Origin of the sequence: Gilliamella sp. Nev5-1 (assembly GCF_001690895.1) — a bacterium.
Lineage (GTDB): Bacteria > Pseudomonadota > Gammaproteobacteria > Enterobacterales > Orbaceae > Gilliamella > Gilliamella apicola_C.
Map to the genome: position 1 here is coordinate 64,085 of NZ_LZHO01000056.1, position 19,453 is coordinate 83,537.

At 36.0% G+C, this 19,453-nt stretch carries 18 protein-coding genes, 1 pseudogene and 1 CRISPR repeat array; of the genes and pseudogenes, 3 read left to right on the plus strand and 16 right to left on the minus strand.

The features are described from left to right. Nucleotides 1-26: 26 nt before the first annotated feature. Together holB and tmk are read right to left on the minus strand one after the other, a co-directional pair. Nucleotides 27-1,022: a DNA polymerase III subunit delta' gene (gene holB, locus A9G41_RS07650; RefSeq protein ID WP_081302188.1), complete on the minus strand. Its 996-nt coding sequence runs from the start codon at nucleotides 1,020-1,022 to the stop codon at nucleotides 27-29. After that, nucleotides 1,022-1,660: a dTMP kinase gene (tmk, locus tag A9G41_RS07655; protein ID WP_075539526.1), complete on the minus strand. Its 639-nt coding sequence runs from the start codon at nucleotides 1,658-1,660 to the stop codon at nucleotides 1,022-1,024. Before tmk ends, holB begins: the two co-directional genes overlap by 1 nt. Before the next feature lie 560 nt (nucleotides 1,661-2,220). On the opposite strand from tmk, the gene A9G41_RS07660 reads away from it, so the two are divergent. Then, on the plus strand, nucleotides 2,221-2,478 hold the full coding sequence (locus A9G41_RS07660; RefSeq protein ID WP_075539527.1) for a tail fiber assembly protein: 258 nt from the start codon (nucleotides 2,221-2,223) through the stop codon (nucleotides 2,476-2,478). A gap of 2 nt (nucleotides 2,479-2,480) precedes the next feature. On the opposite strand, the gene A9G41_RS07665 is transcribed toward A9G41_RS07660, so the two are convergent. The 9 genes from A9G41_RS07665 to casA form a co-directional block, all read right to left on the minus strand. Then, the gene (locus tag A9G41_RS07665; protein ID WP_082259639.1) at nucleotides 2,481-2,774 is read right to left on the minus strand and encodes a helix-turn-helix domain-containing protein; all 294 of its coding nucleotides are present in this window, start codon (nucleotides 2,772-2,774) and stop codon (nucleotides 2,481-2,483) included. Next, nucleotides 2,767-3,087: a type II toxin-antitoxin system RelE/ParE family toxin gene (locus A9G41_RS07670; protein ID WP_075539528.1), complete on the minus strand. Its 321-nt coding sequence runs from the start codon at nucleotides 3,085-3,087 to the stop codon at nucleotides 2,767-2,769. Before A9G41_RS07670 ends, A9G41_RS07665 begins: the two co-directional genes overlap by 8 nt. A 69-nt stretch (nucleotides 3,088-3,156) precedes the next feature. Further along, nucleotides 3,157-4,958: a CRISPR direct-repeat array (repeat unit 29 nt; unit sequence CGGTATATCCCTGTACATACAGGGAACAC). A gap of 84 nt (nucleotides 4,959-5,042) precedes the next feature. Beyond that, on the minus strand, nucleotides 5,043-5,336 hold the full coding sequence (gene cas2e, locus A9G41_RS07675) for a type I-E CRISPR-associated endoribonuclease Cas2e (RefSeq protein ID WP_065582533.1): 294 nt from the start codon (nucleotides 5,334-5,336) through the stop codon (nucleotides 5,043-5,045). A gap of 2 nt (nucleotides 5,337-5,338) precedes the next feature. After that, nucleotides 5,339-6,256: a type I-E CRISPR-associated endonuclease Cas1e gene (cas1e, locus tag A9G41_RS07680; protein WP_065566910.1), complete on the minus strand. Its 918-nt coding sequence runs from the start codon at nucleotides 6,254-6,256 to the stop codon at nucleotides 5,339-5,341. 11 nt (nucleotides 6,257-6,267) lie between these two features. Then, a complete protein-coding gene (cas6e, locus tag A9G41_RS07685) occupies nucleotides 6,268-6,939 on the minus strand; it encodes a type I-E CRISPR-associated protein Cas6/Cse3/CasE (protein WP_065582534.1) in 672 nt (223 codons plus the stop codon). Next, nucleotides 6,940-7,683 carry a type I-E CRISPR-associated protein Cas5/CasD gene (cas5e, locus tag A9G41_RS07690; protein ID WP_065582535.1) on the minus strand — a complete coding sequence of 248 codons (744 nt, stop codon included), beginning with the start codon at nucleotides 7,681-7,683 and terminating at the stop codon, nucleotides 6,940-6,942. It lies immediately after the preceding gene. 13 nt (nucleotides 7,684-7,696) lie between these two features. After that, nucleotides 7,697-8,761, minus strand: a complete 1,065-nt coding sequence (gene cas7e, locus A9G41_RS07695) for a type I-E CRISPR-associated protein Cas7/Cse4/CasC (protein ID WP_065582536.1) — start codon at nucleotides 8,759-8,761, stop codon at nucleotides 7,697-7,699. Nucleotides 8,762-8,766: 5 nt separating this feature from the next. Further along, on the minus strand, nucleotides 8,767-9,390 hold the full coding sequence (gene casB, locus A9G41_RS07700) for a type I-E CRISPR-associated protein Cse2/CasB (RefSeq protein WP_065582537.1): 624 nt from the start codon (nucleotides 9,388-9,390) through the stop codon (nucleotides 8,767-8,769). A 21-nt stretch (nucleotides 9,391-9,411) separates the two neighbouring features. After that, nucleotides 9,412-10,938 (minus strand): type I-E CRISPR-associated protein Cse1/CasA, encoded by a 1,527-nt coding sequence (gene casA / locus A9G41_RS07705; RefSeq protein WP_065582538.1) that lies wholly within the window; start codon nucleotides 10,936-10,938, stop codon nucleotides 9,412-9,414. A gap of 842 nt (nucleotides 10,939-11,780) precedes the next feature. Between casA and A9G41_RS07710 the strand changes: the two genes are divergently transcribed. Together A9G41_RS07710 and frdD are read left to right on the plus strand one after the other, a co-directional pair. Continuing rightward, on the plus strand, nucleotides 11,781-12,191 hold the full coding sequence (locus tag A9G41_RS07710) for a hypothetical protein (RefSeq protein ID WP_065582539.1): 411 nt from the start codon (nucleotides 11,781-11,783) through the stop codon (nucleotides 12,189-12,191). A gap of 14 nt (nucleotides 12,192-12,205) precedes the next feature. Next, complete coding sequence (gene frdD, locus A9G41_RS07715) at nucleotides 12,206-12,562, plus strand: fumarate reductase subunit FrdD (RefSeq protein ID WP_065582540.1); 357 nt, start codon at nucleotides 12,206-12,208, stop codon at nucleotides 12,560-12,562. A 70-nt stretch (nucleotides 12,563-12,632) separates the two neighbouring features. Here frdD and A9G41_RS07720 read toward each other — a convergent pair whose 3' ends face one another. The 5 genes and pseudogenes from A9G41_RS07720 to A9G41_RS07740 all read right to left on the minus strand — a co-directional run bounded on the left by A9G41_RS07720 (nucleotide 12,633) and on the right by A9G41_RS07740 (nucleotide 19,314). Then, nucleotides 12,633-13,487 carry a hypothetical protein gene (locus A9G41_RS07720; protein ID WP_065582541.1) on the minus strand — a complete coding sequence of 285 codons (855 nt, stop codon included), beginning with the start codon at nucleotides 13,485-13,487 and terminating at the stop codon, nucleotides 12,633-12,635. A 182-nt stretch (nucleotides 13,488-13,669) separates the two neighbouring features. After that, nucleotides 13,670-15,244, minus strand: a pseudogene (yejF, locus tag A9G41_RS07725) (microcin C ABC transporter ATP-binding protein YejF); the annotation flags it as partial. Beyond that, nucleotides 15,241-16,272, minus strand: coding sequence for an ABC transporter permease (locus A9G41_RS07730; RefSeq protein WP_065582543.1), 1,032 nt, complete (start codon nucleotides 16,270-16,272; stop codon nucleotides 15,241-15,243). The pseudogene yejF and the gene A9G41_RS07730, both read right to left, overlap by 4 nt. Beyond that, nucleotides 16,272-17,360: a microcin C ABC transporter permease YejB gene (locus A9G41_RS07735; protein ID WP_065582544.1), complete on the minus strand. Its 1,089-nt coding sequence runs from the start codon at nucleotides 17,358-17,360 to the stop codon at nucleotides 16,272-16,274. The genes A9G41_RS07730 and A9G41_RS07735 overlap by 1 nt, the downstream gene beginning before the upstream one ends. A 1-nt stretch (nucleotide 17,361) precedes the next feature. Continuing rightward, on the minus strand, nucleotides 17,362-19,314 hold the full coding sequence (locus A9G41_RS07740) for an extracellular solute-binding protein (protein WP_081295761.1): 1,953 nt from the start codon (nucleotides 19,312-19,314) through the stop codon (nucleotides 17,362-17,364). Nucleotides 19,315-19,453 lie beyond the last annotated feature (139 nt).

Below are 19,453 nucleotides of genomic sequence, written 5' to 3' on the forward strand. Positions count from 1 at the left end.
GCATTAATAAAATTTTTATAAACAGCTTAGCTTTTTGCCTCGCTAATTAATTCGGATTGAGCAAGTACATTATAAATAATCAGTTCCTTATTCAATCCTGTAATAGTCAATAACTGATTTCTTGCTTGTAACCATAAATGATAAAGAGCAGAAAGCTTTTCATTATTTTGAGTCGCAAGTAATCGAACTAACGGGACTTGATCACGATTAACAATAAAGCGCCCCGCTTTTTGCTTTGCTTTAAGCGCATCGCTTAATAAAGCGCAAAACCAAATAATTCGTTCAATAAAATCTTCATTATCAAAGGTCTTTGCTAATTGCCAATAATTATTTTGAGGAATAACCTCTAATAATTGGCTACAAAACACGTTTCTTTGTTGCCACTTTTCTGGTGCTAATAGTGCGATAGCTCTTAGTGGCGCATTTTCGCTCAATAATAACGCCGAAGCAAGCTCATTATCACTGTATTGTTGATCATGTTTGTTTTTTAACCACTCAATAGATTGTTCTAACTTTGGAGTTGGTAAAAAATAAGAAAAACAACGGCTATGAATCGTAGGCAATAATTGGCTATTATGCTCATCACTTAAAATAAAATATGTACTGTCTGGCGGTTCTTCTAACGTTTTTAGTAGTGCATTAGCCGCTGCTTCAGTCATTAAAGTGGCATGTTTAATCCAAATAACTTTATTACCACCTTGTTGGGATTTTTCGTAAATCTTGCTAGATATATTACGTATTTGATCAATACCTATTGATTGCTTACCTTGTTCATTAGTTATCGCATAATAATCAGGGTGATGATGAGACAAAAACAATTGGCAACTGTGACATTTAAAGCACGGCTCCAATTGCTGTGAATTTTGGCATAACAAACGGTTGACAAGATTTTCAATAAATTCATTTTCACCGCTACCTTGGACATAATTAATTAATAGCGCATGATGAGCACGCTTATGCATAATACCAAAAGCCAATTGCTGATAAGGTAGCAAAAGCCAAGGATAATCACTTAACATCATTAAATATTAACCTGTTTTGTTAACCAATCTATTAAAATTTGTTCAATTTGCTCAGCTACATTGTCAATTGATTTTGTAGCGTCAACCACCCTAATCGTTTCATCTTGTTTAGCTAGTTCTAAATAGCGTTGATGAACTCGCTTAAAAAAAGGTAGCGACTGTTGTTCAATACGATCGAGATCGCCTCGAGATCTTGCTCGCCACAAACCACTTTCAGGATCAATATCCAAATACAAAGTCAAATCAGGTTTAAAATCACCTAATACTTGTTCCTTTAGTGTCATCATAAAAACTTTATCTAACTGACGCCCTCCACCTTGATAAGCTTGCGTGGATAAATCATGACGATCGCCAATAACCCATTTACCCGCATGCAGTGCTGGTTTAATCACATTGTCAATCAACTGAATACGTGCGGCATATAGCATAAGTAATTCGGCTTTATCAGTCAAAGGCTCATTATCTAAACCATTTTTAATAATATTACGTAAAGCTTCAGCTATCGGCGTTCCACCTGGCTCACGTGTAAATTGCAAATCACCAATATCGTGTTGATTCAAAATGCGAGCAACAGTATTAATAGCCGTTGTTTTACCAGCCCCTTCAAGCCCTTCAATGGCAATAAATTTGCCTGTCATACTAATTTCCTAAATTATTTATAATATTTATATGCCATTATATTGTACGCCATTTTTGCTAATTATTTTAGACAGCATTATTAATAATTTCTTTTAGTTTTACAGTAAATATTATAATAACAACTATATTGTTAAACTTTCCGTTAATTGTAAGCTATTTATAATAAAGAGAATATTAAACTTATAATTAATACAATAACAACCAACCTATAGATATTTAATGTAGAAATAAAAATCATTCAGAAAAACCATTGATTTTATTGAAGTTTTTATTTTATTTAAATTTCTATAAAATAAATGAAACATATAACAAATACAGCTTTACCTCTGTGGGTACAAGGAACACAGCTTCAGAGGCTTTCTGAGTTAATTTCTCAACGGTTTATCCCTGTACCTACAGGGAACACACATTTTATAACGCAAACACCAACGGTTTTTATGATTCTAATATGAGTGAACCGCCGATAGATTCTATAGAAATCACTCGAGAATATCATTCTGAATTACTACAACAATAATATGCCGGTTTAGTTATACAACCTGATGTTTCTGGATATCCCGTGGCTGTAAAACGAGTATTAACAGCAACAGAGGTTACAGCAATAAATAAATCAAAAAAACAGCAATTAATTAATGACGCTAACGCTCACATAATATTGTTACAACAAGCTGTTAAATATAATAAAGCTACAGAGCCTGAAAAACAGTTATTAGAAAATTTAGAATTGTTTACGATTGATGTTGCACGCATTGATACAACAGATATTAACGTTATTTCCCCAGATTTGCCAAAAAGTAGTGCTGATGCACTACTTTAAATTTATAATGTAGATAAATTCATATCTATTTTTGCATTACACGCGTTTAAATATTTTAAAATCGTTTTTATGTTTGTGTTCAACGGAGCCCGTTCAATTCTGTTTATGTTAGACGGTGCAATATCTAAACGTTTTGCTAGCTCAGTTTGAGATAGTTTTGCTGTTTCTCTCGCTGTCAACAATAATTCACGTAATTTCCACTCGTCCTCTGCATCATCATATGCCGCACGCGCTACAGGATCTGCTAGCGCGATATCTTTGATTTCACTAAATGTTGTGCTGTGTTTTTTATTCATTTTCAATCATCTCCTTCAGTCGGGTTCTCGCTATTTGCATTGCGCCAACTGGTGTTTTTTGTGTTTTTTTAACAAACGCATGTAAAATAAAAATCGTTTGCTCTTTTTGATAAACATAAATAGTTCTAGCTATATTATTGCGCTCTAACGCTCTCAATTCAAACAACCCTCCCCCCAACGATTTACTATGTGGCATTTGCATTTGTCCAAATTGTTCTAGTTTTTCAATCAATTTAATTGTTCGACCTCTTAATTCTGCGGGTAAATCTAGAATTTCAGATTTAGCATCATCATGCGTTTTTATCGTAAACATTTAATCAATCTGTTTTGTTATTTTTAATAATTGTATCAAATTTGATAAAAACATCAATGAAATTTCTATCGGTTTATCCCTGTACCTACAGGGAACACTTATTTCGTTCTCGTCGTCATTTTTTTGTGCTCGGTTTATCCCTGTACCTACAGGGAACACTTTCGCCATCATGAACGGGGATAACATCGAAATCGGTTTATCCCTGTACCTACAGGGAACACATTAAGTCGCTCTCGTGCTGTTTGATAGCGTTCGGTTTATCCCTGTACCTACAGGGAACACATCTACATTTCTTATTGGTATTTTTATAAATACGGTATATCCCTGTACATACAGGGAACACGATTGATGGCTCGGTTACGTGCTAACGCTATTTGGTATATCCCTGTACATACAGGGAACACTGTAACTGGCGTGTACGGCAGAACCATTAGCACGGTATATCCCTGTACATACAGGGAACACCAATCTGTTAGTTCTGTTTTGATTACATTCTGCCGGTATATCCCTGTACATACAGGGAACACATTAAATTTGATTTTAATGGTCATCAAGTTGGCGGTATATCCCTGTACATACAGGGAACACGTTTTTAACTATAGCCAGCGTTTTAATTAAACCGGTATATCCCTGTACATACAGGGAACACCGAATCAATTTCATTCACATACTCATCAATAGCGGTATATCCCTGTACATACAGGGAACACTACAACGCAATCAGTAAGGGTTTCTGGCAACTCGGTATATCCCTGTACATACAGGGAACACGCATTTACCTAGTTTTCTACATAGAGCCAGTTCGGTATATCCCTGTACATACAGGGAACACTTATGTTGGATTAAAACTGATTGCTGAAAGAGCGGTATATCCCTGTACATACAGGGAACACATCAGTATTTTTTTATCCAGAGGCTTGGATTGCGGTATATCCCTGTACATACAGGGAACACAGTTTGATACAACACCAGCGATTAGCGCAAGACGGTATATCCCTGTACATACAGGGAACACGGCGATACGATTCTAGTTGTGTAGCCGATATTCCGGTATATCCCTGTACATACAGGGAACACAAGCTATTTTGGGATTCCTCAAACTATCAGGGCGGTATATCCCTGTACATACAGGGAACACAATGGTGCGCACGATTGGCGTTGTTGCTTTTACGGTATATCCCTGTACATACAGGGAACACTTGTGAGGAAAACTGCATTTGCAAACCTAATGCGGTATATCCCTGTACATACAGGGAACACTTGTTTAGAGCACATCAAGATTCAAGGCAATACGGTATATCCCTGTACATACAGGGAACACTATATTCAACGTTACAAAGTAAGCCATAAAGTCGGTATATCCCTGTACATACAGGGAACACTGTCCACGGCTGTACTGATTGTCTAGGTATTTCCGGTATATCCCTGTACATACAGGGAACACTTAAATTTAGAAACGCCGTTATAGCTATTGTGCGGTATATCCCTGTACATACAGGGAACACCGAACAATCGAACAGCGAAATATTTTGCATACCGGTATATCCCTGTACATACAGGGAACACGCTCAAATCAAAGCACTTATTCATAGAGTGTGCGGTATATCCCTGTACATACAGGGAACACTATCAATCGGTTTTCCTGCAACAATCTGACAGCGGTATATCCCTGTACATACAGGGAACACATATTGCCCAAGCATTGACCAGTAAATATTGACGGTATATCCCTGTACATACAGGGAACACTGGCTGAATTGGTTATATACAAAGCCAACGAACGGTATATCCCTGTACATACAGGGAACACGGTTACACCTGTGACAGCCACAAAAAGCCTAACGGTATATCCCTGTACATACAGGGAACACTCTAAATATAGATATTTGTTTTATTTAAACTTATATCTGCTATTAAATCCTACCAAATTTTTCTAATTTTTAAAGAAAATTAACTTATTGATTTTTAATAGGTAAAAATGATACTAAGCGTAGCCCATCAAGATCTACCGGAACTCTTCTATTTGTACCATAGGTTTGAAAATCAAATCCTGATTCAGTATTAGTTGCCCAAGCAAGGACAACATTACCGTCTTCTGCAAATTTAATAATTTGTTGCCATATCATTTCTCTTATCGGTCTTGATATATCACCAATATAAACCCCAGCCCTAATTTCAAGTAACCAAATGGCTAAACGGCCTCGTAATCGAGCCGGAACATTTTCAGTTACAACAACACACATGCTCATTATTAGCGACTCCTAAAACCGCTATCGGCAAGAGATTGAGGTTCGGGAATAGCGGGGGGTTGAACATTGTCTGGAGGTGGCGGTGGTTCAATGCCACCGGCTGATAAAACTTCTTCAATAAGAGGAATTAATGTTGCTAATGTTTTCTGGCTTCTAAAAATTTCGCGACACGCAATTCTAACTTCGCGATCAGGATCGCTCTTGTTCTTTGCGGCGATTTCGAAAGCTTTGGGAACGACAGTATCAAATTTAATAATATCAGCAATATCATAAACAAATGATAGTGGCTTGCCACTATGTACAAAACCAATTGCCGGAGCATAACCTGCTGCCAAGACAGCGGCTTCCGTAATGCCATATAAGCAAGAGGTGGCTGCACTTATACATTGATTAATGGTATCGCCTTTTTGCCAATCTTTGGGATCATACTTTCGCCCATGCCATTTTACGTTATAACGTTTAGCCAATAAAGAATAGGTTTCTCGCACTCGTGCGCCTTCAATTCCTCGTAATTGTTCAATCGAACGACGACTGGGTGCAAGTTCACCAAATCGCAATTCAAACATCTTTTTAACCACTTTTAAACGTAAATTATCATCTAAAGCCAATTTAGCTTGATAAAGCAGTTTGTCAGATCTTGCTCCACCGGGTTGACCTGACGAATACATTCTTACGCCAGCTTCACCGACCCAAACAAGCAAGGTTCCGACCGTTGCTGCTAACTTGACTGCGGCATGTGAAACCCTAGTTCCAGGCTCAAGCATTATGCATGCTATAGAGCCTACTGGAATATGTGTTCTAATACCTGTTTGATCAATTAATACAAATGCCCCATCTAAAACATCAATTTGTCCATATTGTAAAAAAATCATTGAGGTTCTATTTTTTAAAGGAATAGGATTAAGAGGAACATAAACCATAGCACCCCATCCTATTGATAATGTTTTATCAAGAATAAGCCACAACCAAATCCTTTACTTTTACCAATACCTCGATAAATTGTGTTTAAAAACAATTCTGCATCCGTCACCGTTAACACCCCTTGATAATCAACAGTACTATAAGTAATCGGTTTGAGATCACTTCTTTTACTAAATTGCTGTTGGTTATAACTAATTACAGTGCAATGTACTTGTTGATCATCCGTTGTTAATAATGAAAATCCTCTGGTTTCACTCTGTTTTATTAACCAGTTGATTGCTGCATCAATTTGTCGGATTTTTATCTCTTTTGAACTTAAACCTTGTTGTTTTGCTAGATATTTAGCATTCATCATTACATCACTACGTTTACCATTTTTAAATACCACAGGATTAGCTCGTAAGGAAAAAATCAATCTCATTCCAACAGTTAATTTGGGTTGATATGGTTTAGTTTCTATTGAAAATAAATCATGATTTGAGAGTGGCTCGGTTTCCGATAATAAATAGTATTGATAACCTTTACCTATTTGTTCCTCATGGAATAAAAAGGCGCGTTTATCTTGATTAGGGAAGAGTTGCCATAACCATTGATGAATTGCATAAGGTCCTGAATTTTGCATTTTCTGATGTAAAACATCATGAAACCGATTCAGTTTTAAAGTAACTCGAGAAAAATACATCTATTCACTCCCTTTCAAATGGCCTGAAAACTGCTGACGGTTAATAAATTGCCATCGATGACGATTTATTGGTTGATCTTGTCGGCACTGAATTTTAATGACATCAAATCGATCTTCTTGATTATTCTGTTCCCAATAATATTCATCCGCAGTGCCTTGTAATAATTTATTGATAACAGGATCTTGACGATGGCAATCTTGGTAATGTTTATCGGCAAAAATAAAAGCATCGCTCAATGTGCCTTGGCACAAGATAGGCGATAATGGCAGTGATAATGGTGAGTTTTTTCTGCCTGCATATAATGGAAAAACGGGCTCAAGTAATGCTTGTTGTATTTGCTCTAAACGATAGGGCGCCTTGTCGGTTTCAGACATGACAATTTGATAATAAACGTCATTATAATATTCACGCTGTGATAATAAGGTTTCTAGCTCAAGAGGGCTTTTTCGTATTTCGTCAAAACGGGTATGCCATACTTGCTTTTTGTTCGCTTTAGGTGCTTGTACCGTTTGAAAATCTCTAAACCAACTATTATTAGCAATAAAAGGACGAATAGCAAAATGATAATGCAAATTAAAGTTATCAATTTGTTTATCATCACGCCTTATACCAAGTGCGGCAGCCACTATTCCTAATAAAGCCGAACGTGAAGGGATGATATTGCTGTGGCGAACTTCACCAACAGCCGGTTCGCCCCATGAGGTAAAAGGGGCATAAATCTGAAAAATAAGATGGTTTATCATCTTGTCCGCTCTCCTATTTTTGCGCAACAAAATCTAATGCAGCACTCAGTGTTCCTTCTCCTGTTTCACTGTTGAGAATATAGCGGCTATCGGCACATTGCCCATAAACTTTATCAAATTTATCACGTTGCTCTTCTAAACGGGTAATCGCATCATTCACCATATCTTGGCCACGAATTGGGTTAAAATAGGCCACAGCTAAAGAGCGCGGTTGTTGGGAGCCTTTTTCTATTAATAGATAAGAGGTATATGCTCTTGAGGCAAAACTGTTTTGCATACCAGTTGGAGCCACTTTTGTTGCCGATTCGGTTAAAGCTTTTAAGGTTTTTTCTACTAATGCTTCATCACCATTTAAATTTTCTAGCAGTAAATCACGGCTGATACAAACATAGGTGTAAAATAGTGCTGAAGCAAATCCTCGCTCACCCAGATGAGCAGAACCAGCATCAACATCGTTATTATTTAAATCATCAACAGCAGTAAAGAAATCATCTTCTATCGTAACCGTACTTACACCTAATGCATGAGAAACTTGGCACGCGGCTTCAATATTAAATGCTGGGCTATCTGCTAGCATTCGTCCAAATAATGCCACATCAACACTACTATTTTCTTTACGTAGTAATTTCACTTCATCATCGCTAGGCTCACGTTTTTCATTAATCAATAATTCCACTAATTGATTGATTGCTTGTTGCTCATTACTGCTAATATGAACCAATTGTTCAATCTCTAAATTAGTTAATGGATCTTTAGGTGATTTTTCATTTTTTACTTTACCAAACTGGCTTGCTATTTTGATGGTACTGTCTTTGGCTATTTTTTCAGAAATACCACTCTCAATCATTGGCGTATATACCCAATCTCGAGCAAAACGACGTGAGCGAACACCAATATGATCGCTTAATGATTGATAAAAAAAGTCCGAGGTTCGCCAAGCTCGCTTTAAACTTTGTGATGAAATACGTAAACGATCGGTGTTGCCCATTTTGGCTGTTTTTGGTCGCCCTAAATCATCACGGTTTAAATTTGAAGGCGCATAAGCAGTTAATAAGTGTAATTGAATAAATGTAGTCATGATGATTATTCCTTAGAATTATTTTTTGTTGAAAAATAGTCCATTGCCCAACGAACAGAAAGGCGTTCAAACGGATTAGTTTTGGCTGATGAATTATGCTTATACTCTCGCTCATACCACTCTTGCATCCATAAAAAGATGCCGTCGGCAAGTGAAATAAGGTTAACACCTTTTTCGCCACGTATTTTTACCGCACGAATCAAGCGACGACAAAATTCTTCAGGCGTTTGACTTTCGCAAAGCTGTTCAAATCGTAACGGAGATAAAAAGCTACGTTCACCACCTTTTACTTTTTCACTTAATTGTGCGGCAAATGGGGCTTTGTCATTATTAGCTTGAGCAAAAGCAGCGGCATTGACAAATATCTGTAGTGCTTGATACTGAACATCCGTTTGCGGCAATTTGCTATCGTTATGAATAAGTGCCTTGGCTAAAATCATATAGCCTTCTTGTAAGATTATAAATTCAGATAGTGCATTCCGACGTAATTCAGCACGCAATTTACGTCCATTGTAGCTAATACCATTAAATGTACATTGCCTTAGCTGCAACATAGAAAACCACTCATCGATAATCTTTTTATGGTTATCATTTAAGATCATCAGCTTTTTTTGGATAGTGCCTGACATGTTGTTCTCCCCCACATGCAATCAAGACGATTTGTTATTTTTAATCTTTTTGATATTTCTCAATTTATTAAAAGCTTTAATTAAGTTTTCTCTTGCGGTGATTTTTTCAGAGCTAATCATGAGTTGATCTGGGTCAGCAAAAGCAGCTTTATCATAAACTTGTGTGATATATTTCAATAAGGTATTGGTCCAATCGAATAACAAAGGAAAGCGACCATTTGGGTTGTCTTTCTCTTCAATCAATTGTTTAATATATTGATAAAAAGGCGTTTCAGTTTCCTTCCAATAAGCGATATCAACGGTGCTTGATTGCTTGTTAATACTACTCATCGCTTTACGGAGTATTGGCAAGGTATCTTTGCTGAAATCTAGCGCAAGTGTTATTAGTTCTTTAATATCGCTATCCAAATCATCAAATATTGCATAAACAGGGAAAGTATGTTCATACCAACAACGAGCCTTCATATTGTCAAAATCATAGCCAAAACACCAAAGATGATATTTTTCTGAAGCTCTCAATCCACGCGAATAATGAACTGCAACTAATCGGGCTGACTGAGTTTCGTCATTGGTACTGACCATACCTAACCAATCACGATAAATTAATCCTCCCGGTTGGCCTTTAATCGCAATCGGTTCCCCCGTTTTACTGTCGGTTCGATAAGGTGATAACGGATGTCGCCAATTTTTATATTGAACACCGTAATTTTTTGTTTGATACTGACTAATAAGCTCGGGCGATTTTTCACCACAAAGGTCACAATCGCCTTGCGTGGTATTTTCAAAATCAAGCTCAATGCGGCGAGGCATCCCCCAATATGCTTGACAGCAATTAGCTTGCTCAGGGAATACACTTAAATTTTTGGGTGGTTCGCTAGTTACTGTTTTGTTTAACCACGGGAAGACGGTTTCATCATAATGTTGAGGTTTTTCGTCATCATCGAGAGGCATCACATTTAGCCATAACTTTTTCCATAATGGCGTTGATGTATCGAGTGCAGGCATCATTAAAGTGGTAATCGGCCCACCACCTCGCAAACTAACGCGATGCCCTTGTCCTCCCGATGGCGCATTAGTTTGCAAAGTAAACAGTGCCATAACAGCGCAATGCGGGCAGATCGCTTTGACAAAATCACGTTTGATAAAATGGTCAGTATTTTTCTTTAATGCGTTTTCACCCGGTGCTTCAACCAATAAGCCCGATATTGGTACTTTATTACCATCTAATGGCGTAAAATCTTGCATAAATGCCGGTTTATGTTCACCAAATTGCATGGCCTGTTTAGCTGGTTTGAATGCTTCATCTAATTGTGATTGAGTAATACCTTCATGCCAATATTCTAACCATTCATCATTATCTTCAGGAGAAAAAGTGGTTTGTAGCAAACCGATAAGAAATTGGTATGCAGCACCTTGGAAGTCAGGTCTAAAATAGGCCAAATCGGAGAGGGTTTCGTCAGCAATTTGGCTAGGCTTAATTTTACTTATTTGACCATTAAAATGTCTCACGGGGATCCATTCTTCGTCTAGAAGAGATAAACAGAACAAAACTCACTCCTTCTTATTGACAATAAGCGATACACTATTATACCGCTTATCTTTTTTATATTAAATTAAAGTTTTAATGAATTTGTTTTTTTATAGTTAAGCTACAAGATCTAATTTCTTGTTCATTTATCTTTTGTTTAACTTCAAATATCAATGTTTTTTTTAATTTATTATTACGTTGCATTCTAGATTTAAAAATTAAAAAATATTTTATTAATCTCATTTTTTTACCTTCAAAATAATTCATTGAAAATATTAGCAACGTATGTATACTCAAAGTTCCTACACTTAGGCTATTACATACTGTGCTAATAATATACGGCTAGTTTGTTCTAGCCTGAACTAATTTAGCATACTCGTCATAGCAAATCAAGAAAACAACAAAGTAGTTAGCAATTATTATATTATACTTGTTCATAAACATAAAACATCTTTACGTTATATGTTACAATGGAATTTCAGAATAAACGTTCCTTATATTAATAGGGATAAACCGTAGTTAGCAATAATTGCGATCCGTTCCCCACTTTTGTGGGGATTTTTATTTTATCGTCAGTGAGTTAAGCGGGTGTTATTAGTCTAACGAAAATTAACCTAAAAAAATGTGATCTTAGCTTCTTTTTTAAAAAACTTATTTGTTTGAACTTGGTTGGATATTGACCATAAAAATAATATATCGATTAAACCAACGCACTTTCTGCATAGGCTATTACATGAAAAACCGATATCATGCATGACTTTAATTTGACTGCTTCAATGGCTTAGTGTTTATAATATTGCATAAAATACTAACCACTCGAAACATCAATTACATAATAATGTTACACACATTGAGAAATGTTATGATTAAAAAAAATAATGATCTAGATAACAGCAACAGTCCATCTGAGCGCCTTGATTCACCTAAAGAACAGTCTTCAATTCTGTCAATCCTTAATAAATTAGTTCCCTTTTCAATGATTTGGGTCAGTTTAGTTTTAATGTTTGGTGTTATTTGTATGTACACCAATGCCATGGGGCAAGACGAGTTTTATCGTTTTATCTTCTTTTTACGTAGTCCTTTTGTTATTGTGCTCAATAGCATTGCATTGTTGGTCGCTATTTTTCATTCAATCAGTTGGTTTAATTCCATTCCTAAAACGATATTTTTATATCGTACTGCTAAAAAATCACAAGCTTATTTAATTATTATAGGGTTGTGGATAGCGACAATTTTTGTGTCAGCCTATTTGCTGTTATTTATCTTAAGATAAGTGGTATTTAATCAATGAAAAATCAAGAAATCCAAGCTAGAAGCACCAATGGAAAAGTTGTAAAAGGGCTATTTGTGCTAGGGGGTACATGGGCGGCTGTTTTTTCTCCCATTGTGCTAATAACTATGATATTTATCCTCCCTTTTGGTGATGCAGCAACACGTTCTTATATTCTTAAAATAGCCAATACGGAATTTGGCAAAATCTTTTTATTTTTGATGATTTCACTACCTATCTGGTGTGGATTACAACAAATTTTAACCATTTTGCACAAGTATAATATTCACCCAAAACGCGAAAAACTACTTACTTTTGGTTTAGCATTGGCATGGACAGTTCATGCCATTTATGTCTTGTTTATTCGGATATAGCAAACATTTGAAAATTGCGACAAAATAAAAAGCGTTATTAATCAATTAACGCTTTTTTTATTTTTGGAAACTAATAATAAGTAATTTCGCGAATAATATTAGTTTGTTTGTTATTTTTAGATTTTTTGGCTGTAAGCCAATCGTTTTTTTCATTAAATGTTAAAAATTGAGTGACATAATGTGCTAATTCTTTACCAGCAGATAAATAAGATGTTTCTATAGTTGTTAAACGATGAAGGTTGTTATCATACTGATACAAAAAATCACTCTCGTTTTGCATATTATTACTAAATTGATAGCGCACTTTAGCTAATTGGTGTGTTTGGTATTCAAATGTGTAGGTTGAAGCTCCTTTTTGCTCTTTCCCTGTATATTTGCCATTCTCATCAATTTCTTTGAGTTGCCATTGGACATTTTTATTGATAAGGCAATTATTATTATCGTAAACGTAGTTATCGGTTTCAAAAAAAATGAAATCAACCGCTTTTTTAGTCTGTTGTGATACAATAATTTTACCTTGTTCATCAGTATTAAATTGGGTAATGCTATTAGTTTTATCTTCGACATCTTCAATAATATTTTCCCAACCCGATTTATTTTTTTGTAGGTGTTCAGAATAGATTCGAACGTTTTTATCTAAATAAAGAGCATAATGGCTTTTTATTATTTCTCCGTTAGTATCATATTCTAATGCATGTTTAGCGTTCGTACTGTTAGTTTCAGTAGTTAATTTAGTGGTTAATGTTCTCACCTCGTGTCTAATGCCTTGTATAGGGGAATCAATATAATCAAGGATCTGAAAAATATAGTTATTGGCATTCGCTGTATTTTGAGTAGGATTATCACTACAAGTTAACGCCATGGCGTCTATTGATGTGAGTGATAAACAGAGCGTTAATAAAAAAAATCGTATTTGTTTTTGCATCGTGTTCCTGCTGAATAATTTATTGTATGCTTTTACCTTTTGCCCATTAATAATGCATCATCCCAATTCACTTTTTTACCTTGTTTTTTATTTGATTGGCTGTCATCTTGATGAGTAAATTTTTCTTCTTTGTTTTCATCTATCAACGTGTTACTCGCTCTACGAGGTGGTTTATCTAAAAAAGAAAGTAACTCTTTGGTGTATTCTTCTTCAGGAGAATAGAAAATCTTTTCTCGCGAGCCTTGCTCTATAATTCTACCCTCTTTCATAACAACAACTTGATGACACATTGAGTAAACCAGCGCTAAGTCATGGCTAATAAACAGGTAACTGAGCTGATGTTTTTCTTGCAATGATTTCAGTAAATTAATAATTTGTTTTTGAATTGTATGATCTAAAGATGAAGTTGGCTCATCTAAAATTAACAATTCTGGCTTTAAAATTAAAGCTCTAGCAATAGCTATTCGTTGGCGCTGCCCACCAGAAAACTCTGTTGGATAGCGATAACGCATATCGGGATCTAGACCCACTTCTTGCATAATATCAATAACGGCCTGCTCACGTTGTTTCTTACTTTGTTTTTTGTGCGTCATTAATCCTTCACTAATAATCTGTTCAATATTAAAACGAGGATTAAGTGACGAAAACGGATCTTGGAATACGACTTGGATACGACTTCGGAATGGCAATAATTTTTTGCCAGTTAGATTTTGTATCGGGTGGCTATCAAATACAATATTACCTTGTGATTTAATCAACCGCAAAATAGCTAGTGCCGTTGTGCTTTTACCGGAGCCCGATTCCCCCACAATACCGACCGTCTCGCCTTGATGTACAGCAAAACCAACATTATTGACAATTTTCTTTTTAGTTTTTTGAAAAAATCCCTTTCTAGCGATTACCTCAACATCCAAATGGTTAACATTAAGCAGTATTCCTGGCGTATTAGGCAATGGCGCGGGATCGCCACTCGGTGCTGAATTTAATAAGGTGCGAGTATATTCATGTTCAGGACGTAAAAAAATGCGTTGCCTATTGTTATACTCAACGATTTTTCCTTGCTGCATAACAGCAACTTTATCCGCTAGTTTTTTGACAATGCCAAGATTGTGTGAAATAAATAATAGACTCATATTTAATTCATTTTTTAGCTCTTTAAGCAGGCGAATAATTTGTGCTTGTACCGATACATCTAGGGCTGTAGTTGGCTCATCGGCAATTAACAATTTGGGATGAGTTAGAATGGCCATGGCAATCATAACTCGTTGCCGTTCTCCGCCCGACAGTTGATGAGGGTAAGAGGATAATTTGCTTTTTGGCTCTTTAATGCCCACTCGATCAAGATATTGCAAAATTTCATTACGTGCGACATTTCGGCGCATACCTCGATGTAATGACAGCACTTCATAAAGCTGTTTTTCAACCGTGTGTAGTGGATTAAGTGACACCATCGGTTCTTGGAAGATCATGCTAATTTGATTACCACGCACATTTTGCAGTGTTTTGTCTGTTGCATGTAATAACGATTTTTCTTCAAACAAAATATCCCCTGTGGGATAAGTCACTTGATCTTTACACAGTAAACGTAAAATAGACAACGCTGTTACACTTTTACCCGAACCAGATTCACCAACTAAGGCTAACGTTTCTTGTTCATGGATATCAAAACTAACATTGCTTACTACTTGGGATACAGCTTGAATGTTACGTTTAAAAGCGATACTTAAATCCTGAACGGATAATAAAGGAGAACTCATCGATACACTCCTTTGTTTGGATCAAATGCATCCCTGACTGCCTCACCAATAAAAATAAGCAGCGAAAGCAAAGTTGCAATGATTAAAAATGAACTAATACCAAGCCAAGGTGCTTGCAAATTATTTTTACCTTGTAGCAATAAACGACCAAGAGACGGTGAATCAATAGGCAAACCAAAACCCAAAAAATCTAGCGACGTTAAGGTGGTAATTGATCCACAAAGAATAAATGGTAAAAAGGTTAATGTTGCCACCATCGCATTAGGTAATATGTGGCGGAACATAATTTTAATGTCACTAACCCCCATAGCTTTAGCTGCACGAATATAATCAAAATTGCGGGTACGTAAAAATTCAGTACGTACAATTCCCGCTAACCCCATCCAACCAAATAAAACGGTAATACCAAGCAACCACCAAAAATTAAGCGGTAAAATACTAGCTAATAGAATAATCACAAATAATCCAGGTAAACCACACCAAATTTCAATAAATCGCTGACCTATCAGATCAACGATACCACCATAATAACCTTGAATCGCACCAATAATAACACCAATGACAGAAGTAAATACTGTCAAAAAAATGGCAAAAAACATTGAGAGACGAAAACCATACAAGATATTGGCAAACACATCAAAACCCGCATCAGTAGTGCCTAACCAATGTGATGATGAGGGCGGCGTTGGAAAGGTGCTTGCCGTATCATAAATTAATGTACTATAGCTGTAGCGAAACGGTGCCCATAAAATCCAACCATTAGCTTCTATTTTCTTTTGTACAACAGGATCAAGATAATTGGCTTGTGTTTCTAATTGACCACCAAACTGTGTTTCTGGATAAAAATGAAAAATCGGTGAATAATAATTATCCTGATATTTAATAAAAATAGGTCTATCGTTAGTAATAAAATCAGCAAATATACTAACCACAAATAAAATTGAAAATAACCAGAGTGAATAATAACCACGACGATTATGTTTAAACCGTTGCCAACGTTGCTGATTAATAGAATAGTTTTTGGTCATTATTTGTGTGCCTCAAAGTCAATGCGTGGATCAATCATCATATAAGATAAATCCGATAAGAGTTGAGTGATGAGCCCTATTAACGTAAAAATATACAAAGAACCAAAAATGACTGGATAGTCACGTTGAATAATAGCTTCATAACCCAATAAACCAAGCCCATTGAGCGAAAAGATAATTTCAATGAGTAACGACCCAGTAAATAGAATACCAACAAAAGCAGCAGGAAAGCCCGATATAATCAGTAACGTTGCATTACGAAAAACATGTTTATATATAATTTTTCGTTCACTTAAACCTTTAGCTCGTGCAGTGATGACATACTGTTTACGAATTTCATCTAAAAATGAGTTTTTAGTCAACATAGTGAGCGAAGCAAAACCACCAATGACCATTGCAATGGTGGGCAAGCAAATATGCCATGCGTAGTCTTTCACTTTGCCCCAAAAATCAAGTTGTTCAAAATGATTTGAAATAAGCCCTCGTAGAGGGAAAATATCCCAATAACTACCGCCCGCAAACACCACGATTAGCAATACAGCTAATAAGAAAGGAGGTATAGCATAACCAATAATAATTAGTGTGCTTGACCAAAAGTCAAATATAGAACCCTCTTTCACCGCTTTACGAATGCCTAAAGGGATTGAAATTAGGTAAACAATTAGTGTGCTCCACAGCCCCAACGAAATCGAAACAGGTAAGCTTTTAACAATTAACCCTACTACCGATTCACTTTTAAAAAAACTATTGCCAAAATCGAATGAAATATACTTTTTGAGCGTTTCAATATAACGTTCAAATATTGGTTTATCAAAACCATACTGTTTTTCAATCATTGCGACAATTTGTGGATCGAGCCCTCGTGATCCTCGATAGCTAGATTCATTCTTATACTGTTCAATTGATGTCGATGAACTAATGCTTCCGGGCAATAGTCCTTGTCCTGCTTGCGATCCATTTTCAATCATAGCAAGCGCCTGATCGACAGGCCCACCAGGGGCTACTTGCACAATAAAAAAATTGATAGTTAAAATCACAAATAATGTTGGAATAATCAATAGAAGTCGACGAATAAGATAATTGAGCATATTAATGTTTCCGATTTTTAGGCAGGCTAGCTGCTTTGTTAGCATCATACCACCAGCTATCAACGCCTATTGCATAAGTCGGTTGTATGGCTGGTTGCCCAAATTTGTTCCAGTATGCATAATACGTTTTACTGTTATACCACATTGGAATCATGGGGTACTCTTGCGTTAGAATTCGGTCAAGAGCTCGCCCTAGAGGGATTAATGCTTCTTGATTATCTACATTTTTGGTAATTTCAGCAATAATGCCATCAATCGCCTTGTTATGCAAACCCGATGCGTTCCACGATGAATTAAGATACTCGCTCCCCCAAAGTATCTGCAAATTAGAGTTTGGGTAATTGACGGCATAATAATCACGAGCAACCATATCATAATCACGCTCACGAACACGGCGTAATTGTTGTACTGAATCTAATAAGGTAATTTTCATGGTGATCCCTAAGCGCGCTAAATTTTGTTGGAAGGGAATTGCATACTTAATATCACTACCAAGATAACTAATCAGTTCAAATTCAAAAGGTTGCTGTGTTTTAGTGTTAATCAGTTTACCTTTTTTAATTACCCATCCAGCTTGTTTTAGTAATTCAGCAGCTATTAATAAATTATCACGATTAAAACCCAATCCATCACTTTTAGGTACATAATAAGCATTACCAAAAGCACGCTTTGGAATAATATCTTTATAAGCATTTAACCATTTTAGCTCTTGTTCGCTAGGCTTGCCGATTGCTGCATAGATTGTGTTTTCAAAAAAACTATAAGGCCTTTTGTAACTGTCATAATAAAATGCATGATTTAACCATTCAAAATCAAATGCCAGTGTGATTGCTTCACGCACTTTAACATCGTGAAACAGATCTTTTTGCAAATTAAACGCTAACCACTTAGTATCAGTTGCCGTTTGAACGGGTTTTTCTTGTTTAACAATGTGGTTAGCATCAAAATATTTTCCTTGATATTGAGTAAACCAGTTTTTAGGTTGATCTTCAGCTCGTAAATCATATTCACCTGCTTTAAAGGCCTCTAACGAGATATTATCATCCATATAATAGTCAATTCGTTTTTCGTCAAAATTATCTAACCCTTTATTAATCGGCAAATTACGTGCCCAATAATTGGGATTACGTCGATAAACAACATATTGCCCTAATTTATATTCGCTAATATAGTAAGGACCACTACCAATAGGTGGGGTGTTTAAAGGTTCAGCAAGATCATGATTCTGCCAAAAATGTTTTGGCATAACTCGCATGCTACCGACAAATGAAAATAATTTTTCACGATCAGAATTAGGGATATCAACACGCAAACGATAATTATCTATCACTTTAACGGTAATGCCTTTATTATAAACACGATATTGAGGCACACCTTCGGTCATAAATTTGTGAAAAGTAAACGCAACATCCTGTGCAGTAATTGGCTGATCATCTTGAAAACGAGCATTTGGGTTAATTGAAACTTCAGCCCAGCGATAACTATCAGAATAAGTTATTGAAGTAGCAATAAGTGGATAAAAACTGGTAATATCATCGGCAGTATTGGTAAAAAGTGTGTCATATAACGATCCCGAACTCCGCTCAGGAGCTCCTCGGCTAGCAAAACGATTAAAATTATCAAAAGAGCCAACTTCAGCTAGCTTAATCGCACCACCTTTAGGCGCATTTGGATTGACATAATCAAGATGTTGAAAATTAGCTGAATATTTAGGTTGACCTGAAAGTGAAAAAATCGTTTTATGATAAATTTTCTCAGTTATTTGGCTAGGACCAATAATATCAATTCGTTCATCCTCAGTTAATTGAACTGGGGCATTAACATCCTCGTTTAGATCAGTTTGAGGCTCTCGTTGTTCTTCATCGGCAAAAGCAGGCGCAGAACAAATAACTAGACTAGTTAGGCAACTCAAGATGAATAATGTTTTTATAGGTTGTTTAATTCGAATAATCATCCCAAATCCATTAGTAATTTATTTAACAATAGCGTGTTTATGCTACTTTTTTATTTTTAACATATCTAAATCATCTAAGGTGATAACACTCCCCTTAACTCAGGCTGTCTATTTTGCCAAACTTCAACTAAATGAGCAA

Coding starts and splice junctions, on each gene's coding strand:
- holB (WP_081302188.1), bottom strand. CDS start 1,022: ATGATGTTAAGTGATTATCCTTGGCTTTTGCTACCTTATCAGCAATTG.
- tmk (WP_075539526.1), bottom strand. CDS start 1,660: ATGACAGGCAAATTTATTGCCATTGAAGGGCTTGAAGGGGCTGGTAAA.
- A9G41_RS07665 (WP_082259639.1), bottom strand. CDS start 2,774: ATGAATAAAAAACACAGCACAACATTTAGTGAAATCAAAGATATCGCG.
- A9G41_RS07670 (WP_075539528.1), bottom strand. CDS start 3,087: ATGTTTACGATAAAAACGCATGATGATGCTAAATCTGAAATTCTAGAT.
- cas2e (WP_065582533.1), bottom strand. CDS start 5,336: ATGAGCATGTGTGTTGTTGTAACTGAAAATGTTCCGGCTCGATTACGA.
- cas1e (WP_065566910.1), bottom strand. CDS start 6,256: ATGGTTTATGTTCCTCTTAATCCTATTCCTTTAAAAAATAGAACCTCA.
- cas6e (WP_065582534.1), bottom strand. CDS start 6,939: ATGTATTTTTCTCGAGTTACTTTAAAACTGAATCGGTTTCATGATGTT.
- cas5e (WP_065582535.1), bottom strand. CDS start 7,683: ATGATAAACCATCTTATTTTTCAGATTTATGCCCCTTTTACCTCATGG.
- cas7e (WP_065582536.1), bottom strand. CDS start 8,761: ATGACTACATTTATTCAATTACACTTATTAACTGCTTATGCGCCTTCA.
- casB (WP_065582537.1), bottom strand. CDS start 9,390: ATGTCAGGCACTATCCAAAAAAAGCTGATGATCTTAAATGATAACCAT.
- A9G41_RS07710 (WP_065582539.1), top strand. CDS start 11,781: ATGATTAAAAAAAATAATGATCTAGATAACAGCAACAGTCCATCTGAG.
- frdD (WP_065582540.1), top strand. CDS start 12,206: ATGAAAAATCAAGAAATCCAAGCTAGAAGCACCAATGGAAAAGTTGTA.
- A9G41_RS07720 (WP_065582541.1), bottom strand. CDS start 13,487: ATGCAAAAACAAATACGATTTTTTTTATTAACGCTCTGTTTATCACTC.
- A9G41_RS07730 (WP_065582543.1), bottom strand. CDS start 16,272: ATGACCAAAAACTATTCTATTAATCAGCAACGTTGGCAACGGTTTAAA.
- A9G41_RS07735 (WP_065582544.1), bottom strand. CDS start 17,360: ATGCTCAATTATCTTATTCGTCGACTTCTATTGATTATTCCAACATTA.
- A9G41_RS07740 (WP_081295761.1), bottom strand. CDS start 19,314: ATGATTATTCGAATTAAACAACCTATAAAAACATTATTCATCTTGAGT.